Here is a 25,686-nt window from a genome sequence, read left to right on the forward strand (position 1 = left end):
TGACCATAAAGGGTGAACAGACAAAGGACTATGACGGCGTGCCTATCACCATATGGGGCGTATCATTCTGGCACCGAACCCAACCAATCGTGCGGGAATGGCCCGGAGAAAGCAACCCATTCGTGCGGCGTTCTAGGCGCGGGACGGGGGAGGACAGGGTCAGCGTGTAGCCATGACTGCCGTCCATTGTGTAAGGACAGGCGGTTTGCACGGTCAGAGTTGGGGGCAGAAGAGCGTCGATGGTTCCGTCATTACGCAGGCTGAGTTCATATAGGGCAGGTTCGGTTTGCATGACATGAACGGTGATTGTGCTGCGTAATGGCTGATGGGAGAGGACAGCATGCCATGTGGGGAGGCTCCAGGCGCGTTGGTCTTCTGCACTGGGGAGACGGAACCACACCCAGCTTTGCAGACCGTCCAACGGGATGCGCTCTTCATCGTGAATAAAAGAGGCGATCACGGTGGGGTCAGCAAGCAGTTCGGCATGGATGTTGGTCTCGGTGAACGTGGCGGCTTCGCTCCTCACACTGGTGATCCGCCCTTGCTCATCCCAGCTTACGCGAGAGCCATAGGCAGGGAGTGCAACAGACCAAGGGCCATGGCGACGCGTGGCGAATTGCGTGAGCCAGCGCTGAGCAACTCTTGCGTCAAAAAGACCGAGACGTGGGTTACGCACAGCGTGAATTTGGAGCACGACATGGTCGGCTTGCTGAAGCGCTTCGTCGAGATGGAAAGACGCCATCCAGGACGGCAGAGCGGTGATCCAGAGCGTGTGTGATGGCGGAAGGGTCTGGTGTAGCTGGTGGAGAAAAGCAGCATAGTCGCTGAGCCGATCTGCTGCGGCGTCATAATCAATTTCAATGCCGCTTGGTGATAGTCCGTGCTGTTTCCATTGCGTCAGAAGAGCGGTGATATGATCCATGACGGCGCGATGATCCCAATGGGCAAGTCGTCCATTGAGGCGAAAAACAGCGATGATAGGGCGGTGTGTGTGCTGTAAGGCAATGAGGTCAGGATGGGTGTCGCTCCAATGGCCCGTGCGTTCTAATTCTGCGCTTAAAACATGCCAGCGGCTGATGAGTGGGGTGCTACGGGTGAGGGCCTCATGCAGGGGGGCTGTCCAATGACGTTGCCAAATATAGGCCTCATGAGGGAGCTGCGTTGCTTTATGATGATGTTTGCAGCCTGCCAGCAGGAGTGAGGCTGCAAGAGCGAGGCAAAGGCGTCCGTGGAAAAGGGGCCTCACTGAGGCCGCCTCCAAGAGCGCGCTAGAGCGGTGGCGCTTGCTATCACTAATACAGCGCAGGGAAAGCAGAGTACGCCCGCCCCGCCAGTGTAAAGCCACGCCGTGTCGCAATCATAACGCTTGCTGACATCCAGCATGAGCGCGATGACGGATGAGGGCAGCCAGAGATCATAAAGCCGCATGAAAAAGAGTGTGAGAGCGAGCACGCAGGGCGTGACGATGATGAGCCGTGTCATTTGATCTCAACCATGCCGTAGCTGCGTAAGGTGGTGTGTGGCACAGGGTCGGTTGCGCCATGGGTGAGCAAGAAAGCACGAATGCGCTGGAAGTCATGGCGTGATTGTAGGGTTAAACAGCCTTCGGAAAGGCGAAAATATCCGCTGGGATGGAGGCGAAAGCTGCTGCGTGGATGGCCGTCAACCGTTGTGCGGTCATCAATCGTGCCATCATCACGGTAGAGGCTGAACCATGTTTGGCGGTCTTCACCAAGGACGAGATGGGCGAGGTCAATCAGGTATCGTCCAACGCTGGGGCGGTCTTGCCGATCCACAATATAATAGCGGCCAGGGGGCAGCGGCCCATTATGCGCAGAGGTGACGGAGGCTGGGTCATTAATCGCACGTTTATTGCCTGAGTAAGCGGGGAACGTGCCGAGGCCGGGCACGGTCAACGTGCTCATGCTCTGGTTATTGAGAGAGAAGGTCAGCAGGAGAGGTGCCAGCAGCATGGAACATCGTTCCCTTTACGTGCGATGGCGGATTTCACGCACGAGCAAACCTTCTTCTGTGCTTTCAGCTCGTAAATTAGGAATATGGCGGATCAATCGACGCAAGGCAGTCAGGGGACGATAGCGCCCATGAAGAGACGCTGTTTGATGGTCTTTCAGCGCGTCAGGGCTGATCTGCACAAAGCAGCCGGAATGATGGGCGAAATCTTGGAGCGTTTCATCCATCCGTTGCGCGGGGTAATGATACGGCAAGGTTTGGTTGAGGGAACACACAGCGTGCGCTGCTGAAGGAGCCAGCATACTCATGCCAATTAAGACGATCATAGGAATGAAACGAAGGGACATGAACACGACTCCATAACGACGGACTTCATGAGCCTATATCATAAAAAAACCGTCCAAAAGGACGGTCTTCTTAGAAGCTTACACAACAGAGTTGTTTAAGCAGCTTGGAGGTTCACAGCAGCTTCGCGGCCGTTGCGTCCTGCCTCGATCTCATAAGAGATCTTCTGTCCTTCATTAAGACCCTGAAGGCCTGAGCTTTGAAGCGCAGAAATATGGACGAAGACATCGTCAGCACCCATGTCAGGCGTGATGAAGCCGAAGCCTTTTGTTGCGTTGAACCATTTAACGGTGCCTGTTTTCATAACGAGGCTCCTTCGTAATAACCAAGTGGCCGCGAATAAGAACGTTTTTCGCGATCAAAACAACTACAGAGATACTGGAAGGCAACGTGCCGTCAGCCTCATCATAGAAGCACCCACTTTCTAGGACACCCTGCCTGTTAAAAGACAAAGAGGCAAGCTTTTTTAGTCACTTCCATGCATTTTTATTTTCCGTGTAGAGAGTGGGGCTTCTAAGGAGGGCTGGGTTTAGCGTGGTTTGCGCTGCCAAATGAGGCGTTTAAGCCAGAGGATGAGCCCAAGCATGACGAGTAAATAGGCCATTACACAGCTGCCGATTAACGTGCGGCTAGCTTTGTGGGCATCATCACTCCAGACCAGAAAAGCGGTTACGTCATGAGCCATCTGAACGGTGGTGGCCTCCGTGCCATCGGGATAGCTCAGCATGTGGTTTTGCAGGGGTGGGCGCATTTTAAAGCGATGATGATGGGTGAGTGCGACGGGATTATAGTACGTATGAGGCGCTAGAACGACACCCGGTGGTGGAGCCGTGTAGCTGTGCAGCATCGTTTCGATATAGCTGGGGCCTCCTTTGATTGTGCGTGCAATATGGGAAAGGTCAGGGGGGAAGTCCCCTCCATTAGCTGCTTTCCCAACGGCCTCATTAGGATAGGGCGAGGCAATCGGGCTGTTAAGGTCAGCGTGGCGCTGCTTGCTCCATTCCTCCAAGGCGGGGAGAGAGGGGTTCAGAGTGGCCATATCGCCATAATGGGCTTGGCTCATCCCGTGGCAGCTGCTGCACACATGCTGGAAGACGAACAAACCGCGTTGCTCAGCGGTGTCCGCATGGGCCGATGTGGCGCTCAAACCTGTGATGAGAAGAGCAGAAAGGAGGGCAAGGTGTTTCATGAGTGTGAGCCCTCCTGAGGGCTACGTGCAAGGCGGCGTTCGCGTTGCGCGGTGAGGGGGAGGAGAATGAGGAAAACGCCCAACCAGACGACCAACCCTACGCGGCTTAGCCAGAGCCACAGCGCCGTAGGACTGTGCAGCCCGGCGGCTCCTAGGGTGATAAAGGCCACAAAGACGAGCAGTAAGCCAAGACGGACTACAGGGCGATAGGTGGCATTATGGCGTGGGGAGCGGTCTAGCCAAGGCAGCGCGAACAGCACAAGCACGCTCAGCGCCGCGACGATCAGCCCGCCCAAGCGTGACGGTACTGCGCGGAGCATGGCGTAGAAGGGGGCAAGATACCATTCCGGTGTAATATCGCTGGGTGTTTTGAGCGGATTAGCAGGAATGATGTTACTGGTCTTCTCGATCCAATCTGGCAGGAAGAAGAGCAGCCCCGCGTATATAAGGAGGAAGACACAGACGAGCACGCCGTCTTTGCTGATATAATAGGGGCTGAAAGGGCGGGTTTGTGTGATCGGCTGTGGGCTATCTGCCGTTGGGTTGCTTGACCCGACACCGTGGAGGAAAACCACATGCAGCCCGACAATGGCGAGCACGATAAAGCCTAGCGCAAAATGCAGCACGAAGAAGCGATGCAGTGCGATGGTACCAAGTCCTTCGCCACCAAGAAGAACATTGATGAGCGGCTTGCCGATAGCGGGAATGGCTTCCACAGCATGGGTGATAACCGTCGCGCCCCAATAGGACATCTGCCCCCAAGGTAGGACATAACCCGCAAAAGCGGTGACCATGAAAAGCAGGAGGAGTACAAGCCCGCTGAGCCAGACGAGCTCTCGCGGGGCTTTATAGGAGCCATACCAGAGGCCGCGCCCGACATGGAGGTAGAGAGCGGCGAACAGCATCGTAGCGCCTGTGGTGTGGATGGAGCGGATGAGCCAGCCAGAGGGAACGCGTCGCTGGATTTCTTCAATCGCACTAAACGCTTGCTGACTATCCGGTGTGTAATTAAGGGCCAAAAAAAGCCCGCTGAGACCCATCAAGCACAAGGCGACAATGAGGCAGGCCCCAAGCCCCCACCAGCCATTGACTGGCGGCATGGGGAATTGCGTCATGTGGCGGTGAAGAGGGGCCAGAAACGGAAGGCGTCGTGTAAGCCAGCCTGTGGCGTTCGTGTCGGATGAAGAAGGCTGTGTCATGTCAAATCTGCTGAATGGAGGCGATGTTAAAATGAGGGTCAGCCTTGCTTTCACCGAGGCGGATCACCGTGGGGCTGAGATAATGCATGGGCGGCACAGGGAGGTTGTAGGGGGCTGGCATATCACGCAGTACCCGACCAGCCCCGTCAAACTGTGACCCGTGGCAGGGGCAGAAAAACCCACCGGAAGCGGGCAGGCTGGGCAGGTCGCGCAGGTTGGGGATGCAGCCAAGATGGGTGCAGATGGTAATAAATACCCCATAGTCTGCCTTTAGGGAGCGATGCGCATTGACGGCATCATGGGGCTGTTGAAGAACGGAAGAGTTGGGGTCACGCAGTTGCGCGATAAGCTCTGGGGCAGACAGGGCGGCGATCATGGCCGGTGTGCGGCGTTGGATGGACACGGGGAAGCCTTGCCAAAGAACGGTCTTTTGCCCGCCCGGAGCGAGGTCGCTGACATCAACATCCACCACAGCATTCTGGACGGCATCACCATTGGTCGCGGCATGAGGGCCGCGCAAACTGTCAAGAAACGGCACGCTCAGGGCGCAGACACCGGCCCCTCCGAGGGCAGCCGTGCTCAGGCCAATGACATCACGCCGCGTGGGGCCATCATCGGGTCGATCCGCCGGGTGTGGCTGCTGTGGTCTGTCGCTCATAATGTCCCCTCCATTCGTTGCGTATTTTATGAGGGAAGGTCGGGTGGTGCAATTTTTTTGTCGGGTTGTCATGATCCATATGAAAATGAGTGGTCTATAGATGTCACTTTACCAATGCCGATTTTTCGAGAGGCTTCACTAATGAGGAAACAGTCCCCTTCAAAGATAGAATTTTTAATAGTGTCCCAACAGACAAGCTCTATAATGCAAGGTAACCTATCTCCTGCACGATAGAATCTATTGGGATCATTATAATAATGTATTCCCGACCAAAGTTTACCGGGAAGACGTTTAAATTGATGGCAGGGCCTATACCCAGAGAGCACGCCATTATACCGCGGTCTCTTACATGTTTCAGAAAAGAATATCTCTGTTTCAAACATGGTTTTCCCCTTCTGACTAATGATGCGCATTATATTAATGTGTGCATATATGCGCTGGAAACAGTCGACATAATGAAATAAAATGTCGTTTAATATAAATTTAGGATAAGTTCACTTTACATATTCCGATACCGTTATAAATATCCTATGCTCTTCTCCCGCAAAGGAGAGTCGTATTGTGAGTATAGGCACGCAGAACCCATCATCTTCCACACACTCTACAGCGGATAAGCAAGGTCGTGCGGAGGATGATTACCCCCTTCGTTATGCCCCGAGCCATTATCGCCGTTGGGCACCGGTGACGGTGGCGATCACCGCGCTGGGCGGCATTGCGTATTTAGCGGATTTTTCGATCGGTGCGTCTATTGCGTTGTCCTATGGGACATGGAACGCGATTTTGGGCATTCTCCTTGCTGCGGTGATTATTTTTATCAGCGGCTTCCCCCTCGCATGGTATGCCGCGCGGTATAATATCGACCTTGATCTGATCTCGCGTGGCGCTGGGTTTGGCTATGGCGGGTCTGTGCTGACATCGCTGGTTTTTGCCAGCTTTACCTGCATTCTCTTCGCCCTAGAGGGCTCGATCATGGCCCAAGGGTTGGCTCTTGGGGTGGGGCTGCCTTTATGGGCAGGGTATCTGCTCTCAACCTTGGTGGTGTTTCCGTTCGTGCTATATGGCATGAAGGCTCTGGCGAAAATGCAGGTCTGGACGACGCCTGTCTGGTTGCTCCTTATGCTGGGGCCTGTCAGTTACTTGCTCTATAAACAGCCTGCCTTAATGCCGCATTTTCTGGGGTTTGCGGGGCTGTCTGGTCATGAAGGTGTGAATTTTTCAGCCATTACGCTTTCTGCAGGCGTTGCGTTGGCGTTAATGGCTCAGATTGGCGAACAAATTGACTATCTGCGCTTTATGCCGACGAAAACGCCGCAAAACAAAATGTCATGGTGGGTGAGTGTGATTGCCGCTGGGCCGGGCTGGGTTATTCTTGGCGCCTTGAAGCAGGTGATTGGGGCTTTTCTGGGCGTCTTTATTCTTAAAACCGTTGGGGAGCATGTTGCGACCGAGCCCGTGCATCAGTTTTTAGCGGCTTTTCAGGCGGTTGTGCCGGCGTCTTGGGCGATGGTGCTGGCGGTCGTGCTGGTGGTCATTAGCCAGATCAAGATTAACGTGACCAATGCTTATTCTGGCTCTCTTGCATGGACGAGCGCTTATACGCGTCTTACGGGGCATTTCCCGGGGCGTTTGGTGTTTTTGGTCATTAACTTGCTCATTGCGCTTGCCTTGATGGAAGGCAACATGTTTGCCGTCTTACAGGCAATCCTCAGCCTGTATGCGGACTGCGCGATTGCGTGGATTATGACGGTCGCAGCCGATATTGTGTTCAATAAATATCTGTTGGGTTTGTCTCCTAAAGAGCCGGAATTTCGCCGTACGATGCTGCCAACAATCAACCCTGTTGGGACGCTTTCTTTCATTGTTGCAACATTGGCGTCTGTTTTGGCCTATGAAGGCGTTTTGGGAGCAGGGCTACAGCCTTACTCAGCGTTGGTCGCGTTTGTCGTGGCGATTGTGATGACGCCTTTTTTAGCGATTGTGACGAAGGGCAAGACGTATCTCCGCCGTCACGATGATGGGATGGAAGAGCCACGCTTCCAACCGGATGGAACGGCGAGCACGACACTTTATCGCTGCACCTGCTGCGGGCACGCGTATGAGCGGCCCGATATGCTGCGTGAGGAAGAAGAGGGCGCGATTATCTGCTCTCTCTGTATTGGGGGAAAGTCGTAGAGAAAGGGGCGGGTTATAACCCGCCTTGGTCGATAATAAAGCGAGCGACTTTATCCAGGCCTTCACCTGAACGGATATTGGTAAAGCTAAAGGGGCGGGGGCCGCGCATCATGCGGCTATCACGTTCCATCACGCCGAGATCAGCGCCCACATGCGGGGCGAGGTCTGTTTTGTTGATCACCAACAAGTCGCTGCGGGTAATCCCGGGGCCGCCTTTACGGGGGATTTTATCCCCGGCGGAGACGTCAATGACATAGAGGGTGAGGTCAGCGAGCTCTGGGCTGAAGGTCGCGGCGAGGTTGTCTCCACCACTTTCGATCAGAACAATATCAAGGTCGGGAAAGCGTTCGGTGAGTGTGTCAACGCCCGCCAAATTGATGCTGGCATCTTCCCGAATAGCGGTATGTGGGCAGCCGCCGGTTTCAATGCCCAAAATCCGTTCTGGTGGGAGAGAACCCGCTTTGGTGAGGAACTCGGCATCTTCGCGCGTATAAATATCGTTGGTGATGGCCGCTATGCTGTAGGATTGGCGAAGATGGCGGCAGAGCGCGTCCATCAGGGCGGTTTTCCCTGTGCCAACTGGGCCGCCGATACCGACCCGCAAAGGCCCATGAGAACCGATGTCTAAGGTGGGATGTTGGGCATGCTGTGTGGGGGAAGGGCGGTTTGTCATGTTCTAAAGAGCCTTGTTCTCTGTGTTTCATGCTGCATAGCGGCGAGGTCGGCAGCAAAGCAGAGACTGCTGACATCGTCTAATGTGCTGTGGGCGGCGCGTTGGGCGGCTTGGGAGAGGATGGCTTCCATATGCTGGTGGGCTCTGAGCCCGTCTGTCTGGCCGAGTGGTACCAGCTTCACAACAGCAGCGACCAGAGCGGCCACAGCGCCATATCCCCCTGCTTGGAGAGCGGCGAGGCGCTCGACTTTTCCACGACGGAAGACAAGCCCTTGTGCAACGGGAAGCGGGCACGCAAAGGCTTTCCGCAAGGCTGTGCAGTCTGATTGCCAGACAGAAGCGGCGCGGAGGAAGGCCTCGCCTTGCCACAGGCTTTCCTCATAGCGTTCTCGGGACGAGGCACAGGCCAACGCATAGGCCGCAAGGTCGGCTAACGCTTCGTCCTCATATCCCTGTTCCCACGCTGTGTTGAGGAAGATGAGATCGTTCTTGAGAGAACCATGCTTGATGAGGGCTTCTAACCAACGGCATAGGCTGGCGACATCGTGGATATGGCCTTGCTCAACGGCCCATTCCAGCCCGTGGCTATAGGCGTAATTGCCCGTGGGAAAGGCTGGGGAAATCCATGAGAGGAGCGGTAGAAAACCGTGCCCTCCTATGGCCGTGGGTGTGCTGGTGCTGTCCTCAGTCATGTTGCCCGTCAATGAGAGGAATGGTCTTCATGGCTGTGGCTGTGGCTGTGGCTGTGGCTGTGGCTGTGGCTGTGGCTGTGCTCGCTACGTCCTGCGTAGGCGCCACTTTCTGGGGAGAAAGGCGCTTCATGGGAGCGGATATGGCCCCCAAGGCCTGCGATCATATCGGCAATAACGGGGTCTTGCCGGACGAGAATGCGGTGCTCTTCAATCATTGCGGGAAGATGCCGATTGCCCAGATGCCAAGCAAGCTGAAGGAGGTGCAGCGGTGTACGCGCTGTGACGGCCATCAGAGGCTCCGGCAGTGCGACAACCTTGATGATCCGGTTATCATCCAGCACGAGCCCTTCACCATGAGCGAGGAGCCGTGCTTGCTTGAGGTCGAGCAGCACGCGTTCTCCGCTTTCTAAGGTCAGCACAATGCGGCGGCGATGGCGCCCTTCATAGTCAGCGATAAACTGGTCAGCAGCGTCGCTTTCAGTCCAGCGTCCTGCGGGGAGGATGTTGATAATCTTTTTCATCAGAACAAGAAATACCTTTGTGCCATGGGGAGGACAGGCGCTGGCTCACAGGTGAGCAGCTCGCCATCGGCGCGAACCTCATAGGTTTCGGGGTCAACATCAATCTTTGGCATGGTGTTATTATGGATCATATCCGCTTTGCCGATCCCGCCGCGCACATTGCGCACCGCCGAAAGCCGGCGCTTTAAGCCGAGCTTGTGGCCAATATCATCGTCCAAAGCGGCTTGAGAGACAAAGGTGAGACAACTTGCGGGCAGAGCGCTGCCATAGGCGCCGAACATGAAGCGCCCATGCACAGGCTGCGGGGTAGGGATAGACGCGTTCGGGTCGCCCATCATGGCGTACATGATGGTGCCGCCTTTCACGACAAGATCGGGCTTCACAGCGAAAAAGGCGGGATTCCATAGCGTGAGGTCGGCTAATTTCCCAACCTCAATTGAGCCAACCTCGTGAGACAGACCATGAGCGATGGCGGGGTTGATGGTATATTTCGCCAGATAGCGCTTAATGCGGTTATTGTCTGCGTCTCCATCACCGGGGAGAGAACCGCGTTGCTGCTTCATTTTATGGGCCGTTTGCCATGTACGCAGCGGGACTTCGCCTACCCGTCCCATCGCTTGACTGTCTGAAGACATCATGGAAAGCACGCCCATATCGTGGAAAATATCTTCCGCCGCGATGGTTTCTTTACGGATACGGCTTTCAGCAAAGGCAATATCTTCTGGCACGCGTGGGTTGAGATGATGGCAGACCATCAGCATGTCCAGATGCTCATCCAACGTGTTGACCGTATAAGGCCGGGTTGGATTGGTTGAAGAAGGCAGCACATTAGGCAACCCCGCCACACGGATAATGTCGGGTGCATGGCCGCCACCGGCGCCTTCTGTATGGAAGGCGTGAATGGTGCGGTCTTTAAAGGCGGCGATGGTGTCTTCCACAAAGCCGCTTTCATTGAGCGTATCGGTATGGATCATGACCTGAACATCCATCCGATCAGCGACAGAGAGGCAGCAATCAATGGCTGCGGGGGTAGAGCCCCAGTCCTCGTGTAGTTTGAGGCAGCTTGCCCCAGCACGCACCATTTCCTCCAACGCAGCGGGGTGAGAGGCGTTTCCTTTTCCCGCGAAAGCGAGATTGACGGGCAAACCTTCAGCCGCTTGCAACATACGGGCAAGGTGCCACGGCCCCGGTGTGCAGGTAGTGGCAGCGGTGCCGGTCGCTGGGCCTGTGCCGCCACCGAGGAGGGTAGTGATCCCAGCGGCAAGCGCTTCTTCGACCTGTTGAGGGCAGATATAATGGATATGGGCATCAATCCCGCCGGGGGTCACGATGCGCCCTTCAGCTGCGATGATTTCAGTGCCCGGGCCGATAATAATATCTACCCTAGGTTGAATATCGGGATTGCCTGCTTTGCCAATGGCGGCAATTCGTCCATCTTTCAGGCCAATATCGGCTTTGACGATCCCCCAATGGTCGAGAATGACCGCATTGGTGATGACCGTATCCATCGCGCCTTCAGTGCGGCTGTGTTGGGATTGGCCCATGCCATCACGGATCGTTTTGCCCCCGCCAAAGCAGACTTCTTCACCGTAAGTTGTGAAGTCTTTTTCAATTTCTGCAATCAAGGATGTATCAGCAAGACGAAGCCTATCACCCGTTGTCGGGCCATATTGATGGGCGTAATCATGGCGTGATAAGCGGCTCATTTTTCGTGCCCTTCTCCGTGGAAGCCTCTGATACGCTGCTTGCCGCGATAGGCGATGAGCGTGACTTCTCGCTCTTGTCCTGGTTCAAACCGCACAGCCCCGCCGGAGGGGATATTCAGCCGTTTCCCCCAGGCCTGCGCACGGTCGAGGTCTAATGCGGGGTTAACCTCGGCAAAATGGTAATGACTCCCGACCTGCACGGGGCGGTCACCACGATTGATGACCATAAGACGCACGGTAGGCTGACCGTCATTGAGGATAATGTCCCCTTGAGCGGGAAGAATTTCGCCCGGGATCGCGCCTTCTGGCAGACAGTCCGGCGGGATATTAACGGATTGGGTCATGAACGGTCACCAATTTTGTTCCATCAGGGAAGGTGGCTTCGACCTGCACGTCAGCGATCATCTCAGCAACACCGGGCATAACCTGATCGCGGGTGAGAACCTCGCCACCACTGGCCATAAGCTCGGCCACAGTGCGTCCATCGCGTGCGCCTTCAACGACATGGTCGGTAATGAGGGCGATGGCTTCGGGGTAATTGAGGCGGACGCCACGCTCTAAGCGTTTGCGTGCCACAATGGCGGCCATCGCGACGAGGAGTTTATCTTTTTCGCGTGGGGTTAGTTTCATCCTCTTCCCTGCTCCTTACCGGTCTGCCTGTTGGGGCAGCATAATGCGTCTTTTCACAGGCGCCAGCCTGTTGGCATGGGGCGTCCTTCCCGCAAAATGGGGAGGAGACGGCCCATAAGCTGTTCAACATCCCAGTTGCTCTGGGCTAAACCACGGATGATGAGCGTATCATTCCAACAGGAGGCTGCAAAGGACGAGCCCTTGCCAAGCTCGGCTAAAAGCGGGCGTATCTTTGGCAGAAAACGCGCGACCTCTGGGGCAACCATGATGAGTGTGGCATCAAGGCGGGCCTTATGACCCATTGCTGGATGCTGCAAAACGGATTGAATAAGCGTGTCTTCCAGTGCCGTGCATTCTTCTACAAGTGGGCGACCGTCCCGACGGATGCTGAGCCGATCGTGTAGCGAGAGCGTTTGCAGGCGTTCAGATGAGGCGTAACGGCCATAAATCCGGCTTTCATAGAAGAGAAAGTGAGAGGACGAGGCCATATCAACGGTCATATGTCGGTTAAAACGAGCGCCATCGAACAGAATGGTTCCGTGGGGGAGCCATTCTAGGCGCGCATGCGGGGCAAGGGTGCAGGTTGTTTCAACGCAAGCGGGGGCATCGTTGGGACGGGCACGATAAACACGCTCATGCGCTTGGGCACTGATGAGGAGGTCGGCTCCTTCATGGCAGGTAAGGCGGCCTAAAAGCTGGTCGCCTGCGGCTAATCCTCCTGAAATATTGATCATGACGGCTTCAAGCTGTCTGCTATCACGCCTTGGGAATAACAGCCGGCTACAGCCCCCTTGCTTCATAGAGCCACGTCGTGTGTGCGTGCCACGCAGGCGGGCTTCTAGCTCAAAGAGCCCTTCTGCGCGTTGCAGATACGTGCTGTCTTCCTTGCCTGTCATGCGTCTCCTCTCGGTTTTATGAGGCACTGTAGCTCTGGAAGCGACGGCGTGAGAAGAGGCGGAGGAGGCGTGCTTTAAGCCCTTCCATAAAGAGATAGACGATGGGGGTGGTGTAAAAGGTGAGGAGCTGGCTAATGAGCATTCCACCTAAAATAGACACGCCCAAGGGAAGGCGAAGCTCACAGCCATAGCCATCACCCGTCATGAGAGGAATAGCGCCCAGAGCAGCGGCAAGGGTGGTCATCAAAATAGGGCGGAAGCGGGTGATAGAGGCCTGATAAATCGCGTCACGCGGGGAGAGGTTCTGTTCTTTTTGCGCATGGAGGGCGAAGTCGATCACCAAAATAGCGTTTTTCTTCACGATCCCGGTGAGCAAAATAATGCCAATAATGGCAATCAGGCTGAAGGATTGACCACAGACCCATAAACCAAGCACAGCCCCCACCCCAGCAGAGGGAAGAGTAGAGAGAATGGTGATCGGATGGATAAGGCTTTCATACAGCATGCCCAAGGTAATGTACATGATGGCCAAAGCAGCTAGAAAAGCGAGCAAGGCGTTGACCATGAGCGTGTTGGTCTCTCCCGCCGTGCCGGTAAAATCCCCCCGGATCGTGTCGGACGCATGTAACGCGGTGAGGGTTTGATGGATGATCTCAACGGCGTCGTTATAGGAAACCCCTTGGGCGAGGTCGAAGGAGATGGTGGTCGCGTAACTACCATTATGATGGCTGATGCTGAGTGGAAGAGGGGTAGGGATAATTTTGGCGACATTATCAAGCGGAATCATCGTTTCACGAGCCGATGAGACAGCGGCCCCGTTTGATGACGTGCCAGAAAGCTGATTAGCCAGCGAGTTCGTAATAGAGGCGGTAGCGAGGCTGTTTTGTGCGCTGATGGTACCCTCCCCACGCACGCGGATGAGGTTAGAGGCAATGCCCCCAGCGGCCGTTCCTGCAGATGTGGAGAGCCAGAGATGGTGCAAAAGCCGAGGATTTTGACGGAACTGATCGGCTACGACCATCACAACACGATGGTTGGTGAGTGGAAGATGGATGGTGGAGGTAATCGCCTGTCCATAGGCGTCATAAAGGGCATTTTGCACGAGCTGAGGGGTGACACCATACCGGGCCTCAAGGTCACGCTCGACAACAATATTGGCGGAGAATGCCTGACTCTCTGAATCGGAGGAGAGGTTGGTAAGCTTGCCGCTTTTGCGCAGCGCCGCGATGAGTTGAGGGGTGACGTGATAAAGCGGGCCGCTGTCGTCACTGCGCAGCACATAGCGATAGTTCCCGCTGGTATTGGCACTCCCTCCCTGTCGGCTGCTGGAAAGGGCTGTAAACATCACCTCAGCCCCGGCTCGAGGGGGGACGTTTTTATGCAGGCGTTGCAAAATAACAGGAATGCTTTCCCGCTGATGCTTGTCTTTTAGGACGATAAAAAACCGCCCCGAATGGCTGTTCTCATTAAAGGCGGAGACGGATTCTACGGCGGGATCTTGCCGAACAATGGTTTCGACCTCATGAAGACGGTGGGTTAATGCGTGGAAGGAGAGGTCAGGCTCCCCCGTGACGACCCCGCGCAGAATAGCCAAGTCGAGGTCAGGCATCGGAGCCTTGGGCATAAGAGCGATGCTGATGATAAGGATCACGAAGCTTCCGGGAAGGGTCAGCCCAACGAGAACAGGATGCCGTAAGCTCCATCGCACAGAACGCCCATAGAGGTTGGTCATGCCCGTTAGGCTTTTCTCCAACAGCATTACGGCGCGTTGGATGGCGTTGGATGGCGGCGCATGAGAGTGCGTGTTCGGAGGAGACACCTTGAGGAAATGCGCGCAGAGCATGGGGGTGAGCGTGAGAGACAGCACCATAGAGACAACAATCGTGGCGATGGTCGTCATAGAGAATTCATAGAGAATGGAACCAAGCGTGCCGGGGATGCATAGCAAGGGGATAAAGACAGCGATGAGCGACAGGCTGATGGACAGCACCGTAAAAGTAATTTCGGAAGCACCGCGTATGCTCGCTTCGCGCCGACTATAGCCTTCCTCCATGAAGCGAGCGATATTTTCCAGCACGACAATGGCGTCATCTACGACAAAGCCAACAGCCACGGTGAGCGCCATGAGGGAGAGAATATCGAGTGAGAAATGAAACCCTTCCATAACCGCTAATGCGCCGGAAAGAGCGATTGGTACCGTAATGGCCGGGATAAGCGTGCTGACCGCATGGCGGAAGAAAAGGGCAATAACCAGCACGACGAGCAGGATAGAGACCACCAGAGTGAGGCGGGCATCTACTAAAGACGCACGAATCGTGCGTGAGAGATCAACACCTACATGGAGATCCACTGTGCCGGGGAGAGAGGCACGCAGGGTGGGAAGCCGTTTGTTGATCCCATCGACAATCGCTACCGTATTGGCATGGGGCTGGGGCATCACCATGATGGTGACGGCGGGAAGATTGTTAAAGGAGCTGGTTTGATACACATCCTGCACGTCATCGCGGAGGGTGGCGATGTCGCGCAGATAAATCGGGTTAAAATTATTGCGATACCCAACGATCAAGTCACGATATTGAGCGCTATTGATGGCTTGGTCATTGGTGCGAAGCTCAACGCGCTTCCCGTGGAATGTGATAAATCCTTTGGGGGTGTAGGCGTTAGCTGAGGCTAGGGCCGAGCGAATATCTTCCGGGTTAATCCCCCAGCGGTAAAGCGGATACGGGTTGAGCTCAACACGGACAGAGGGCGTCGAGGCGCCAAAGACTTCCACACGGCCCACGCCGGGCACTTGAGCGAGAAGCGGGCGCACGCGGATCGTCGCCAAATCATACAAAGCGGCTGTTGAGCTATGCTGTGAGGTCAGATGGAGAAGATAGGCCGGGTTCCCTCCGTCCAGCTTGAAGGCCATTGGGTCAGCGTCCAACGTGCCTTTTGGGAGGTCGCTGCGGGAAGCCCGTAGAGCGGCTTGCACATCGCGTAATGCTCCGTCGATATTGCGTGAGGGAGCGAATTCAAGCGTGATGGTGGTCTGCCCGTTTTCTGAAACGGACTCGAGCGTTTTGACATCCGCAATCGAGGCCAGATGGCGCTCAAGAGGCGTGGTGACCGAGGTGGCCATCTGCTGTGGGTCAGCTCCCGGTTGGGAGCCGACAACCATAATGGCCGTGGCGGTGATATCCGGCATGGTGGCCACAGGCAGAAGAGGGAGGGCGACCATCCCTGCCAGAAAAATAGCGATAGACAGGAGGGTGGTGGCAACGGGGCGGTCAATAAAGAACCGACAAAAATTCATCCTCCTGTCTCCTCGCATGTCGGGCTGCTGTTTATAGGAGACAAGAGAATGACATAGAACGGGTTACGTTCCTATCGCAGGCGTTCTCTATTTTTATCACGCGCTGGAGAGATCACGGTGTGATCGGTGATGAGACCGGTACATTCCCATAACCGGGCACATAGGTTACACGTGGCTCCGTCGTATAACCAGCGCCGGGCTGATAATGCGTGTAACCCGGCACAGGGTATGGGTAGCTCGGGATGTCATTTTGCGGAGCGGGTGGGGCCTCGTTAATGATGGTGACATTCGGTGCTTGAGGTGGCCCATAAGAAGGGTAGCTGCCATAGCCTCCGCCATACCCGCTGTCATAATAGCCACCACCGCCAAAAGGCGGGTAGGATGGCGCGTAATTGTAGGGGCCGTAGCCTGGCCCTCCGAAGCCGCCACCACCGAAGAGGGCGTTGACGCCCATTTGAGCAGCGTCATACCCAACGCCTTCGCCCATGCCTATGGCAAAGCCCCGCCCAAACCCGCCATGATGGTGATGGGCTTGAGCATTGTTTAATGGTGCGCCAAGGAGCATGAGAGCACCAAAGGCCGGAAGAATTGTGCGGGTAAGATGTGTATGAAACATCATGGTTGCCCCCTCAATAAAGATCAATCATCAAATGGCCATCGAGTAGCCTGTGGGAATCAATATAGGTTCTTTTGATGAAAGATGTGAGTGAAATTGTCGTCACTTTTTGGAAAGATTAGTGGTTACATATCTCATGAAAATATTCTCAATAAGTGTATGTGGCTTTTATTTATAAAAAGGCACCACATACATGATGGCCAAAAGACTTTAAAGAGCAATTTCTGCTAGGGTTGCTTGGGTAACACGGATGACATCTTGTGGGGCTATGCAGGCAAGGAAGCCTTGAGCACCAGCGTTGATCCAGATTTTTTCATGCTTCAATGCGCTTTGATCTAATACGACCGGGAAGGTTTGGCGTGACCCAAAAGGAGTCGTGCCACCCGAGACAAATCCTGTGCGATCATGGGCTTCCTCTGGTTGCATCATCTTTGCATTTCGTCCGCCAAGGGCGGCAGCAAGGGCTTTAAAATTGACACGTTGCGCAACAGGAATAACCGCGAAAACAGGCTGTTTACGGTCAATTTTTGCTGCCAATGTTTTAAAGACAGCGCTACAAGGCGCATTAATAGCTTGGGCGGCTTGTTCACCAATATGTCCCTTCTGAGGGGCATAGTCATAAGCGATAGTGGTGAAGGGTACACCGGCTTGGGTGAGGAACTCTGTTGCAACGGTTTCTAGTGGCATCATGGTCTCCTTTTTTTTATCCATACTCTTTCTAGCATGAGACTGTCTCTAATGGGGGAATGCTGCGGGAAAATGGGAAAATCAATAAATCATAAAAGTAAAAATTAACCATATATTTATTTATTAGATAATATAAATTAGTGAATTCATTGTACCTACACTGTGAATTCCATTAAAACTTGTGCCTTTTTGTTTTTATTTAACGAATAAAGGGTAGAGTTATAGATGGTTTCTAATGTGTGAAATATTGATAGGTATGAGTGTCATGAGACGTTTTTGGTCGGTGTCGCCTTTGTTAAAAAGTAAGCCGTTCAGCAAGACGCTATACTTGTCTTCCACCGTCCTCTTCATGACACAGCTGCAGCCGGCCCACGCCGACCCTTTGCTTGGCTGCAGTAGCAACAACGGAACTATTGTCTGCACGCAGGGTTTCCCTGGGTTTGCGACACCGCTTAACCCGGTTCTTCTTAATGGTGGGAATATCCTAGGGTGGAATGGTACAGCCAGCTCGATACGTCTAAGCAATAACGCGGCTATTACCGCAACGATGATGACACAGGGCGGCACGGTTATTGGTAACGGTTCGGGCTATAATATCAACAATGTGACGATTGATGCGGGCTCCAGTATCGATTCCACTGGTACGGCTATTAGTCTTGGATCCAACGCCACGATCAATATTAACGGGAAAGTCGTTGGGTCGCGTTCCATGACCTACGGTGGCCCCTTGGGAAGCGGGCCTAACATTGTTGAATTTGTCGGGAATACGACAGTCAATGTAGGAACTACTGGGAAAGTTATCCAACCCTCTGGCTCCGATGGGAACAGTAACGGGGAAGCTTTCAACCCCATGGGGGGTGGGAACCGTATTATTAACCGAGGGCTTATTCAAACAGATACAGCTGCGGATATCTGGTTTGAGGGTAAAGATACAGCAACAAGTTCTCGGCCGAATAGTGTTGAAAACTATGGTACAATTACGGCAGGGAGGAGCGGACAAGGAGAAGTTCTTGGCTCCTCTGGGCAGGGAACTGTTAACTTTACAAACTTTACGGGAGGAGACGTTAACGGAAATATCGACTTGAATCCCGGTATGGCCAATCAGGTTACTTTGTATAATGGATCCATTATTAACGGTAGCATGACTGGTGGGGGAGACACGGCGTCGCTTACTCTGACAGGGCAGGGTAATGACACGCTGGGTTCTGGTGTTAGTGCGTTTGGCAGCTTAACAAAGGCTGGTTCTGGTACGTGGACAGTCAGTTCTCCTTTGTCTGCTTTGAGCAATAATCTGACCACTAATATTAATAATGGTACGTTAATTGTTACAGGAAATGCCAATTTGAATGGCGATGCAACGACTGTTGGTAGTGGTGGCGCGCTTCAACTTGGTAATAATGATAATGGTGGTGCTCTTTCTGGCAGTACGCTTACGAATAATGGTGTTTTCAACATTAATCGTACAGATAATGTGACCTTGAACCAGGCGATTTCCGGTTCTGGTACACTGAACCAGAACGGCTCTGGGACGACGACGCTAACAGGCAACAGCAGCTATAGCGGCCCAACGGCGATTAATGCAGGGACGCTGCAGCTTGGCAATGGCGGTACAAGCGGGTCGATCGCCAGTCAGGCGATCACGGATAACGGGACGTTAGCGGTTAATCGCAGTGACAATGTGACTTTGAGCCAAGCTATTTCTGGTTCTGGTGGGCTGAATCAGAACGGCTCTGGCACGACGACGCTGACAGGCAACAGCACTTATAGCGGCCCAACGGCGATTAATGCCGGGACGCTGCAGCTGGGTAACGGCGGCACGAGCGGGTTGATTGCCAGCCAGGCGATAACCAATAATGGAACCTTGGCGGTCAATCGCAGCGATAACGTCACTCTTGGGGCGGCGATTTCCGGCACGGGCGGCTTGAATCAAAACGGCTCTGGGACGACGACGCTGACGGGCAACAGTAGCTATAGCGGCCCAACGGCGATTAATGCCGGGACGCTTCAGCTGGGTAATGGTGGTACGAGCGGGTCGATCGCCAGTCAGGCGATCACGGATAACGGAACGTTAGCGGTTAATCGCAGTGACACTGTGACCTTGAACCAAGCCATTTCCGGTTCTGGTGGGTTGAACCAGAACGGCTCTGGCACAACGACGCTGACAGGGAACAACAGCTATAGCGGCCCAACGGCGATTAATGCCGGGACGCTGCAGCTTGGCAATGGTGGTACGAGCGGGTTGATTGCCAGCCAGGCGATAACCAATAATGGAACCTTGGCGGTCAATCGCAGCGATAACGTCACTCTTGGGGCGGCGATTTCCGGCACGGGCGGCTTGAATCAAAACGGCTCTGGCACGACGACGCTGACAGGTAACAGCACCTATAGCGGCCCAACGGCGATTAATGCCGGGACGCTTCAGCTGGGTAATGGTGGTACGAGCGGGTCGATCGCCAGTCAGGCGATCACGGATAACGGAACGTTAGCGGTTAATCGCAGTGACACTGTGACCTTGAACCAAGCCATTTCCGGCACAGGTTCACTGAACCAGAACGGCTCTGGCACGACGACGCTGACGGGGAACAACAGCTATAGCGGCCCAACGGCGATTAATGCCGGGACGCTGCAGCTTGGCAATGGTGGTAAGAGCGGGTCGATCGCCAGTCAGGCGATCACGGATAACGGAACCTTGGCCCTTAACCGTAGTGATAACATCACTCTCGGAGCGGCGATTTCCGGTTCTGGTGCGCTGAACCAGAATGGCTCTGGTACGACGACACTGACAGGCAACAGCACTTATAGCGGCCCAACGGCGATTAATGCTGGGACGCTGCAGCTGGGTAACGGCGGCACGAGCGGGTTGATTGCCAGCCAGGCGATAACTAATAATGGAACCTTGGCGGTCAATCGCAGCGATAACGTCACTCTTGGGGCGGCGATTTCCGGCACGGGCGGCTTGAATCAAAACGGCTCTGGCACGACGACGCTGACAGGCAACAGTAGCTATAGCGGCCCAACGGCGATTAATGCCGGGACGCTTCAGCTGGGTAATGGTGGTACGAGCGGGTCGATCGCCAGTCAGGCGATCACGGATAACGGAACGTTAGCGGTTAATCGCAGTGACACTGTGACCTTGAACCAAGCCATTTCCGGTTCTGGTGGTTTGAACCAGAACGGCTCTGGCACAACGACGCTGACAGGGAACAACAGCTATAGCGGCCCAACGGCGATTAATGCCGGGACGCTGCAGCTGGGTAATGGCGGTACAAGCGGTTCGATTGCGAGCCAGGCGATCACGGATAACGGGACGTTAGCGGTTAATCGCAGTGACAATGTGACTTTGAGCCAAGCTATTTCTGGTTCTGGTGGTTTGAACCAGAACGGCTCTGGCACAACGACGCTGACGGGGAACAACAGCTATAGCGGCCCAACCGCGATTAACAAGGGCACGCTGCAGCTTGGCAATGGCGGTACAAGCGGTTCGATTGCCAGCCAAGCGATTACGGATAACGGAACCTTGGCCCTTAACCGTAGCGATAACGTCACTCTCGGAGCGGCGATTTCCGGTTCTGGTGCGCTGAATCAGAATGGCTCTGGCACGACGACGCTGACAGGCAACAGCACTTATAGCGGCCCAACGGTGATTAATGCCGGGACGCTGCAGCTGGGTAACGGCGGCACGAGCGGGTTGATTGCCAGCCAGGCGATAACCAATAATGGAACCTTGGCGGTCAATCGCAGCGATAACGTCACTCTTGGGGCGGCGATTTCCGGCACGGGCGGCTTGAATCAAAACGGCTCTGGCACGACGACGCTGACGGGCAACAGCACCTATAGTGGCCCAACCGCGATTAACAAAGGCACGCTTCAGCTAGGCAATGGCGGCACGAGCGGGTCGATCGCCAATTCTCCGATCACTGACAATGGTGTTTTGGCTATTAACCGCAGTGATAACGTACTCTTTAATCAAAAAATTTCAGGCACTGGCGCTTTAACCCAGAATGGTTCTGGTGTCACAACACTGGCAGCTAATAATAGCTATAGTGGCCCAACGACAATTAATGCGGGTACATTGCAGCTGGGTAACGGTGGCACGACGGGTTGGATTACGAGCCAACCTATTGTTAATAATGGCACACTTGCGATTAATCACAGCGATGATGTGGTGATTAGTCAGCTCATGTCGGGTTCTGGTGCGTTTAACCAGAATGGGCCAGGGAAAATCACTCTCCTTGCGGACAACACGTATAGTGGCCCAACGACGATTAATGCGGGCATATTGCAGCTGGGTAATGGCGGCACGGGTGGTTCAATTGCTAGCCATGCGATTACGGATAATGGAACGTTAGCGGTCGATCGCAGTGATAATGTGACTTTGAACCAAGCCATTTCCGGTTCCGGTGCGTTGAATCAGAATGGTTCTGGCACAACGACGCTGACGGGTAATAACGGCTATAGTGGCCCAACGGTGATTAATAAGGGCACGTTGCAGCTTGGGAATGGCGGCACGAGCGGATCGATTGCGAGCCAGGCGATCACGGATAACGGAGCATTAACGGTCAATCGCAGCGATGATGTCACATTAGGGGCTGTCGTTTCTGGTTCTGGTGCGTTGAATCAGAACGGTTCAGGTACAACGATCCTGACAGGGAACAGCAGCTATAGCGGTCCAACGGCAATTAATGCTGGGACTCTTCAGCTTGGGAATGGCGGCACGAGCGGATCGATTGCGAGCCAGGCGATCACGGATAATGGCACCTTGGCGTTGAACCGCAGTGATGATGTTACATTAGGAGCAGCGATCTCTGGCACGGGTGCACTGAACCAGAACGGGTCAGGCACAACGACGCTGACAGGCAACAGCAGCTATAGCGGCCCAACGGCGATTAATAAGGGCACGTTGCAGCTGGGTAATGGCGGCACGAGCGGGTCGATTGCCAGCCAAGCGATCGCGGATAATGGGACGTTAGCACTGAACCGCAGTGATGATGTTACTCTTGGAGCGACGATTTCTGGCACGGGTGCGCTGAACCAGAACGGGTCAGGCACGACGACGCTGACGGGCGACAGCACTTATAGCGGCCCAACAGCAATTAATGCCGGGACGCTTCAGCTGGGCAATGGCGGCACGAGCGGTTCGATTGCGAGCCAGGCGATCACGGATAATGGCACCTTGGCGTTGAACCGCAGTGATGATGTTACATTAGGAGCAGCGATCTCTGGCACGGGTGCACTGAACCAGAACGGGTTAGGCACAACGACACTGACAGGGAACAACAGCTATAGCGGCCCAACCGCAATTAATGCAGGGACGCTTCAGCTGGGCAATGGCGGCACGAGTGGGTCTATTGCCAGCCAGGCGATTACGGATAACGGAACATTAACGGTCAATCGCAGTGATGATGTCACATTAGGTGCTGTCGTCGCTGGTTCTGGTGCGCTGAACCAGAACGGGGCAGGCACAACGACGCTGACAGGGAACAGCACTTATAGTGGCCCAACCGCGATTAACAAGGGTACGTTGCAGCTTGGCAATGGTGGCACGAGCGGATCGATTGCGAGCCAGGCGATTACGGATAATGGGACGTTAGCACTGAACCGCAGTGATGATGTCACATTAGGTGCTGTCGTCTCTGGTTCTGGTGCGCTGAACCAGAACGGGGCAGGCACAACGACGCTGACAGGGAACAACACCTATAGCGGACGGACGGTCATTAACAAGGGCACGTTGCAGCTTGGGAATGGCGGCACGAGCGGGTCGATTGCAAGCCAGGCGATTGCTGACAATGGTACCTTGGCGTTGAACCGCAGTGATGATGTTACATTAGGAGCGACGATTTCTGGCACGGGTGGACTGGATCAAAACGGATCAGGCACAACGACGCTGACAGGGAACAACACCTATAGCGGACGGACGGTTATTAACAAGGGCACGTTGCAGCTTGGGAATGGCGGCACGAGCGGGTCGATTGCAAGCCAGGCGATTGCTGACAATGGGACCTTGGCACTGAACCGCAGTGATAATGTTACATTAGGTGCAGCGATTTCTGGCACGGGTGCGTTGAACCAAAATGGTTCTGGCACAACGACGCTGACAGGTAATAATAGCTATAGTGGCCCAACCGCAATTAATGCAGGGACGCTTCAGCTTGGGAATGGTGGCACGAGCGGGTCGATTGCGAGCCAGGCGATTACGGATAATGGCACCTTGGCGCTGAACCGCAGTGATGATGTCACATTAGGGGCTGTCGTCTCTGGTAAAGGTGCGCTGAACCAGAATGGCTCTGGCACGACGACGCTAACCGGGAACAACAGCTATAGCGGCCCAACCGCAATTAATGCAGGGACGCTTCAGCTTGGGAATGGCGGTACGAGCGGATCGATTGCGAGCCAGGCGATTACGGATAACGGAGCATTAACGGTCAATCGCAGCGATGATGTCACATTAGGGGCTGTCGTTTCTGGTAAAGGTGCGCTGAACCAGAATGGCTCTGGCACGACGACGCTAACCGGGAACAACAGCTATAGTGGCCCAACCGCAATTAACAAGGGCACGCTGCAGCTTGGCAATGGTGGTACGAGCGGATCGATTGCGAGCCAGGCGATCACGGATAATGGCACCTTGACACTGAACCGCAGTGATGATGTCACTCTTGGGGGGGCGATTTCTGGCACGGGTGTGCTGAATCAGAATGGCTCCGGCACGACGACCCTGACGGGCAACAGCACCTATAGCGGCCCCACGACGATTAACAAGGGCACGCTTCAGCTGGGCAATGGCGGCACGAGTGGGTCTATTGCGAGCCAGGCGATTACGGATAACGGAACATTAACGGTCAATCGCAGTGATGATGTCACATTAGGAGCAGCGATTTCCGGCACGGGCGGCTTGAACCAGAATGGTTCTGGCACGACGACGCTGACAGGTAATAACAGCTATAGCGGCCCAACAGCGATTAACAAGGGCACGTTGCAGCTGGGTAATGGTGGTACGAGCGGATCGATTGCGAGCCAGGCGATCACGGATAATGGCACCTTGGTGGTCAATCGGCGTGATGATGTGACACTTGGTCAGACGATTTCCGGTACAGGTGGTTTGAGCCAAAATGGGTCTGGGACAACAATCCTGACGGGTGCAAACAGCTATAATGGCCCAACGGCGGTTAATGCTGGAACGTTGCAAATTGATGGTCAGCAAGGTGAAGCTAAGGGGCCAACAACGGTTGCCTCTCAAGCGGCCCTTGCAGGGAACGGCCTCTTAGGTGGGGCGGTGACTGTTAATGATGGTGGTATTTTGTCACCAGGGGATGGGGAGCGCAAAACAGGAACGCTACGGATTAATGGAGACCTTAACCTTGCTCAAGGATCTACCCAAAACTGGGATGTGGGTCAGTCATATCACGAAGGTGGCGTTTACAACGATCTGGTTCACGTTGGAGGAAACCTCAATTTAAGTGGCACATTAAATGTTGCTACAAATCTGAATGGAACAACAGTCAAAAATGGCGCTCTTGAAGCCGGCGTATATCGAATTTATACGTATGGCGGAGAACTATCGGGCCAAAATAATGAAAAAATAGGCAAGGTTGAACAGCCACCCGGCATTAGTATTGGTGTGCAAACATCCATTGACCATCAGGTGAACTTACTCGTCCAAAATACAGACGGTTTAAACCTGTGGAATGGTGGTTCCGGAGGGGGAGGCGTCTGGTCTGGCGCAGCTGGGAACAATAATCCACCGTCAAAAGCGATGACTGTTTTTGAAGGTGGGGCAGGCGATGTCACCGTTAAAGATCATGATTCTGCGGGTAATCCGACACCTGTAACAACAGGAGGTATGCAATTTGCCAATAATGATGGCAAAACATACACTGTGTCGGGTGATCCTATCTATGCTTCGCAGGGGCGTACGGTTGTTCGTGTAGGTGATGGCACACACGAAAGCTCTGGCACCACGGCGGTTGTGAATTCACCGATTGATGATAGCCATGTGCCTGGTGGAACGTCGCTCGATAAGACGGATGCCGGCAAGCTCGTTCTTGGTGGGGATAATAAATACAAGGGTGATACCACAATCACCGATGGGACATTGCAGCTTGGTAATGGTGGTACGACAGGCTCGATTGCCAGCAAGAACATCAACAATAACGGGACATTGTCGGTTAACCGTAGTGATGATGTGAAGCTTGATCAGCATATTTCTGGCACGGGCGGTCTGAACCAGGATGGCACCGGCAAGACGACGCTGACCAACGACAACACCTATACGGGTGATACGAACATCAATCACGGGACGTTACAGCTTGGTGATGGTGGCACGACCGGCTCGATTGCGAGCAAGAACATCAACAATAACGGGACATTGTCGGTTAACCGTAGTGATGATGTGAAGCTTGATCAGCATATTTCTGGCACGGGCGGTCTGAACCAGGATGG

The 25,686-nt window shown here is 54.4% G+C and carries 20 protein-coding genes; 2 read left to right on the forward strand and 18 right to left on the reverse strand.

Going from position 1 to position 25,686, the window contains the following annotated elements:
- Positions 1-28 precede the first annotated feature (28 nt).
- The 8 genes from GS535_RS10880 to petA all read right to left on the reverse strand — a co-directional run bounded on the left by GS535_RS10880 (position 29) and on the right by petA (position 5,362).
- The gene (locus tag GS535_RS10880; protein WP_160792646.1) at positions 29-1,246 is read right to left on the reverse strand and encodes a DUF3142 domain-containing protein; all 1,218 of its coding nucleotides are present in this window, start codon (positions 1,244-1,246) and stop codon (positions 29-31) included.
- Positions 1,243-1,482: a hypothetical protein gene (locus GS535_RS10885; RefSeq protein WP_160799209.1), complete on the reverse strand. Its 240-nt coding sequence runs from the start codon at positions 1,480-1,482 to the stop codon at positions 1,243-1,245. Before GS535_RS10885 ends, GS535_RS10880 begins: the two co-directional genes overlap by 4 nt.
- Positions 1,479-1,973, reverse strand: a complete 495-nt coding sequence (locus GS535_RS10890) for a DUF2778 domain-containing protein (protein ID WP_160792644.1) — start codon at positions 1,971-1,973, stop codon at positions 1,479-1,481. The genes GS535_RS10885 and GS535_RS10890 overlap by 4 nt, the downstream gene beginning before the upstream one ends.
- Positions 1,974-1,988: 15 nt before the next feature.
- On the reverse strand, positions 1,989-2,318 hold the full coding sequence (locus tag GS535_RS10895; protein ID WP_160792643.1) for a hypothetical protein: 330 nt from the start codon (positions 2,316-2,318) through the stop codon (positions 1,989-1,991).
- Between the two features lie 95 nt (positions 2,319-2,413).
- The gene (locus tag GS535_RS10900; RefSeq protein ID WP_160792642.1) at positions 2,414-2,620 is read right to left on the reverse strand and encodes a cold-shock protein; all 207 of its coding nucleotides are present in this window, start codon (positions 2,618-2,620) and stop codon (positions 2,414-2,416) included.
- A gap of 225 nt (positions 2,621-2,845) precedes the next feature.
- On the reverse strand, positions 2,846-3,505 hold the full coding sequence (locus tag GS535_RS10905; protein ID WP_160792641.1) for a cytochrome c1: 660 nt from the start codon (positions 3,503-3,505) through the stop codon (positions 2,846-2,848).
- A complete protein-coding gene (locus tag GS535_RS10910) occupies positions 3,502-4,704 on the reverse strand; it encodes a cytochrome b N-terminal domain-containing protein (RefSeq protein ID WP_160792640.1) in 1,203 nt (400 codons plus the stop codon). The genes GS535_RS10905 and GS535_RS10910 overlap by 4 nt, the downstream gene beginning before the upstream one ends.
- A 1-nt stretch (position 4,705) precedes the next feature.
- Positions 4,706-5,362 carry a ubiquinol-cytochrome c reductase iron-sulfur subunit gene (gene petA, locus GS535_RS10915; protein ID WP_160792639.1) on the reverse strand — a complete coding sequence of 219 codons (657 nt, stop codon included), beginning with the start codon at positions 5,360-5,362 and terminating at the stop codon, positions 4,706-4,708.
- A gap of 561 nt (positions 5,363-5,923) precedes the next feature.
- On the opposite strand from petA, the gene GS535_RS10920 reads away from it, so the two are divergent.
- Positions 5,924-7,534 (forward strand): cytosine permease, encoded by a 1,611-nt coding sequence (locus GS535_RS10920; RefSeq protein ID WP_160792638.1) that lies wholly within the window; start codon positions 5,924-5,926, stop codon positions 7,532-7,534.
- Between the two features lie 13 nt (positions 7,535-7,547).
- Here the strand turns inward: GS535_RS10920 and ureG are convergent, their stop codons facing one another.
- The 10 genes from ureG to ybaK form a co-directional block, all read right to left on the reverse strand.
- Entirely contained in the window at positions 7,548-8,207 is a 660-nt protein-coding gene (gene ureG, locus GS535_RS10925) for an urease accessory protein UreG (RefSeq protein ID WP_160792637.1), read from the reverse strand.
- Entirely contained in the window at positions 8,204-8,899 is a 696-nt protein-coding gene (locus GS535_RS10930; RefSeq protein ID WP_160792636.1) for an urease accessory protein UreF, read from the reverse strand. Before GS535_RS10930 ends, ureG begins: the two co-directional genes overlap by 4 nt.
- An 8-nt stretch (positions 8,900-8,907) precedes the next feature.
- Positions 8,908-9,420 carry an urease accessory protein UreE gene (locus tag GS535_RS10935; RefSeq protein ID WP_160792635.1) on the reverse strand — a complete coding sequence of 171 codons (513 nt, stop codon included), beginning with the start codon at positions 9,418-9,420 and terminating at the stop codon, positions 8,908-8,910.
- Positions 9,420-11,126: an urease subunit alpha gene (gene ureC, locus GS535_RS10940; protein ID WP_160792634.1), complete on the reverse strand. Its 1,707-nt coding sequence runs from the start codon at positions 11,124-11,126 to the stop codon at positions 9,420-9,422. The genes GS535_RS10935 and ureC overlap by 1 nt, the downstream gene beginning before the upstream one ends.
- Positions 11,123-11,470 (reverse strand): urease subunit beta, encoded by a 348-nt coding sequence (locus GS535_RS10945; RefSeq protein ID WP_160792633.1) that lies wholly within the window; start codon positions 11,468-11,470, stop codon positions 11,123-11,125. Before GS535_RS10945 ends, ureC begins: the two co-directional genes overlap by 4 nt.
- Positions 11,454-11,756 carry an urease subunit gamma gene (locus tag GS535_RS10950; protein WP_160792632.1) on the reverse strand — a complete coding sequence of 101 codons (303 nt, stop codon included), beginning with the start codon at positions 11,754-11,756 and terminating at the stop codon, positions 11,454-11,456. The genes GS535_RS10945 and GS535_RS10950 overlap by 17 nt, the downstream gene beginning before the upstream one ends.
- A 53-nt stretch (positions 11,757-11,809) precedes the next feature.
- Positions 11,810-12,652 (reverse strand): urease accessory protein UreD, encoded by an 843-nt coding sequence (locus GS535_RS10955; protein WP_160792631.1) that lies wholly within the window; start codon positions 12,650-12,652, stop codon positions 11,810-11,812.
- Between the two features lie 16 nt (positions 12,653-12,668).
- Entirely contained in the window at positions 12,669-15,947 is a 3,279-nt protein-coding gene (locus GS535_RS10960) for an efflux RND transporter permease subunit (protein ID WP_160792630.1), read from the reverse strand.
- Between the two features lie 112 nt (positions 15,948-16,059).
- A complete protein-coding gene (locus tag GS535_RS10965) occupies positions 16,060-16,566 on the reverse strand; it encodes a hypothetical protein (RefSeq protein WP_160792629.1) in 507 nt (168 codons plus the stop codon).
- A 207-nt stretch (positions 16,567-16,773) separates the two neighbouring features.
- Entirely contained in the window at positions 16,774-17,253 is a 480-nt protein-coding gene (gene ybaK, locus GS535_RS10970) for a Cys-tRNA(Pro) deacylase (RefSeq protein ID WP_237442285.1), read from the reverse strand.
- 325 nt (positions 17,254-17,578) lie between these two features.
- Here ybaK and GS535_RS10975 point away from each other — a divergent pair.
- Positions 17,579-25,686, forward strand: an 8,108-nt coding sequence (locus GS535_RS10975; RefSeq protein ID WP_202409341.1) for an autotransporter-associated beta strand repeat-containing protein, incomplete at its 3' end; no start/stop codon positions are given.

The sequence above is a fragment of the Saccharibacter sp. EH611 genome (assembly GCF_009834765.1).
In the GTDB taxonomy this organism is placed as follows: domain Bacteria; phylum Pseudomonadota; class Alphaproteobacteria; order Acetobacterales; family Acetobacteraceae; genus Saccharibacter.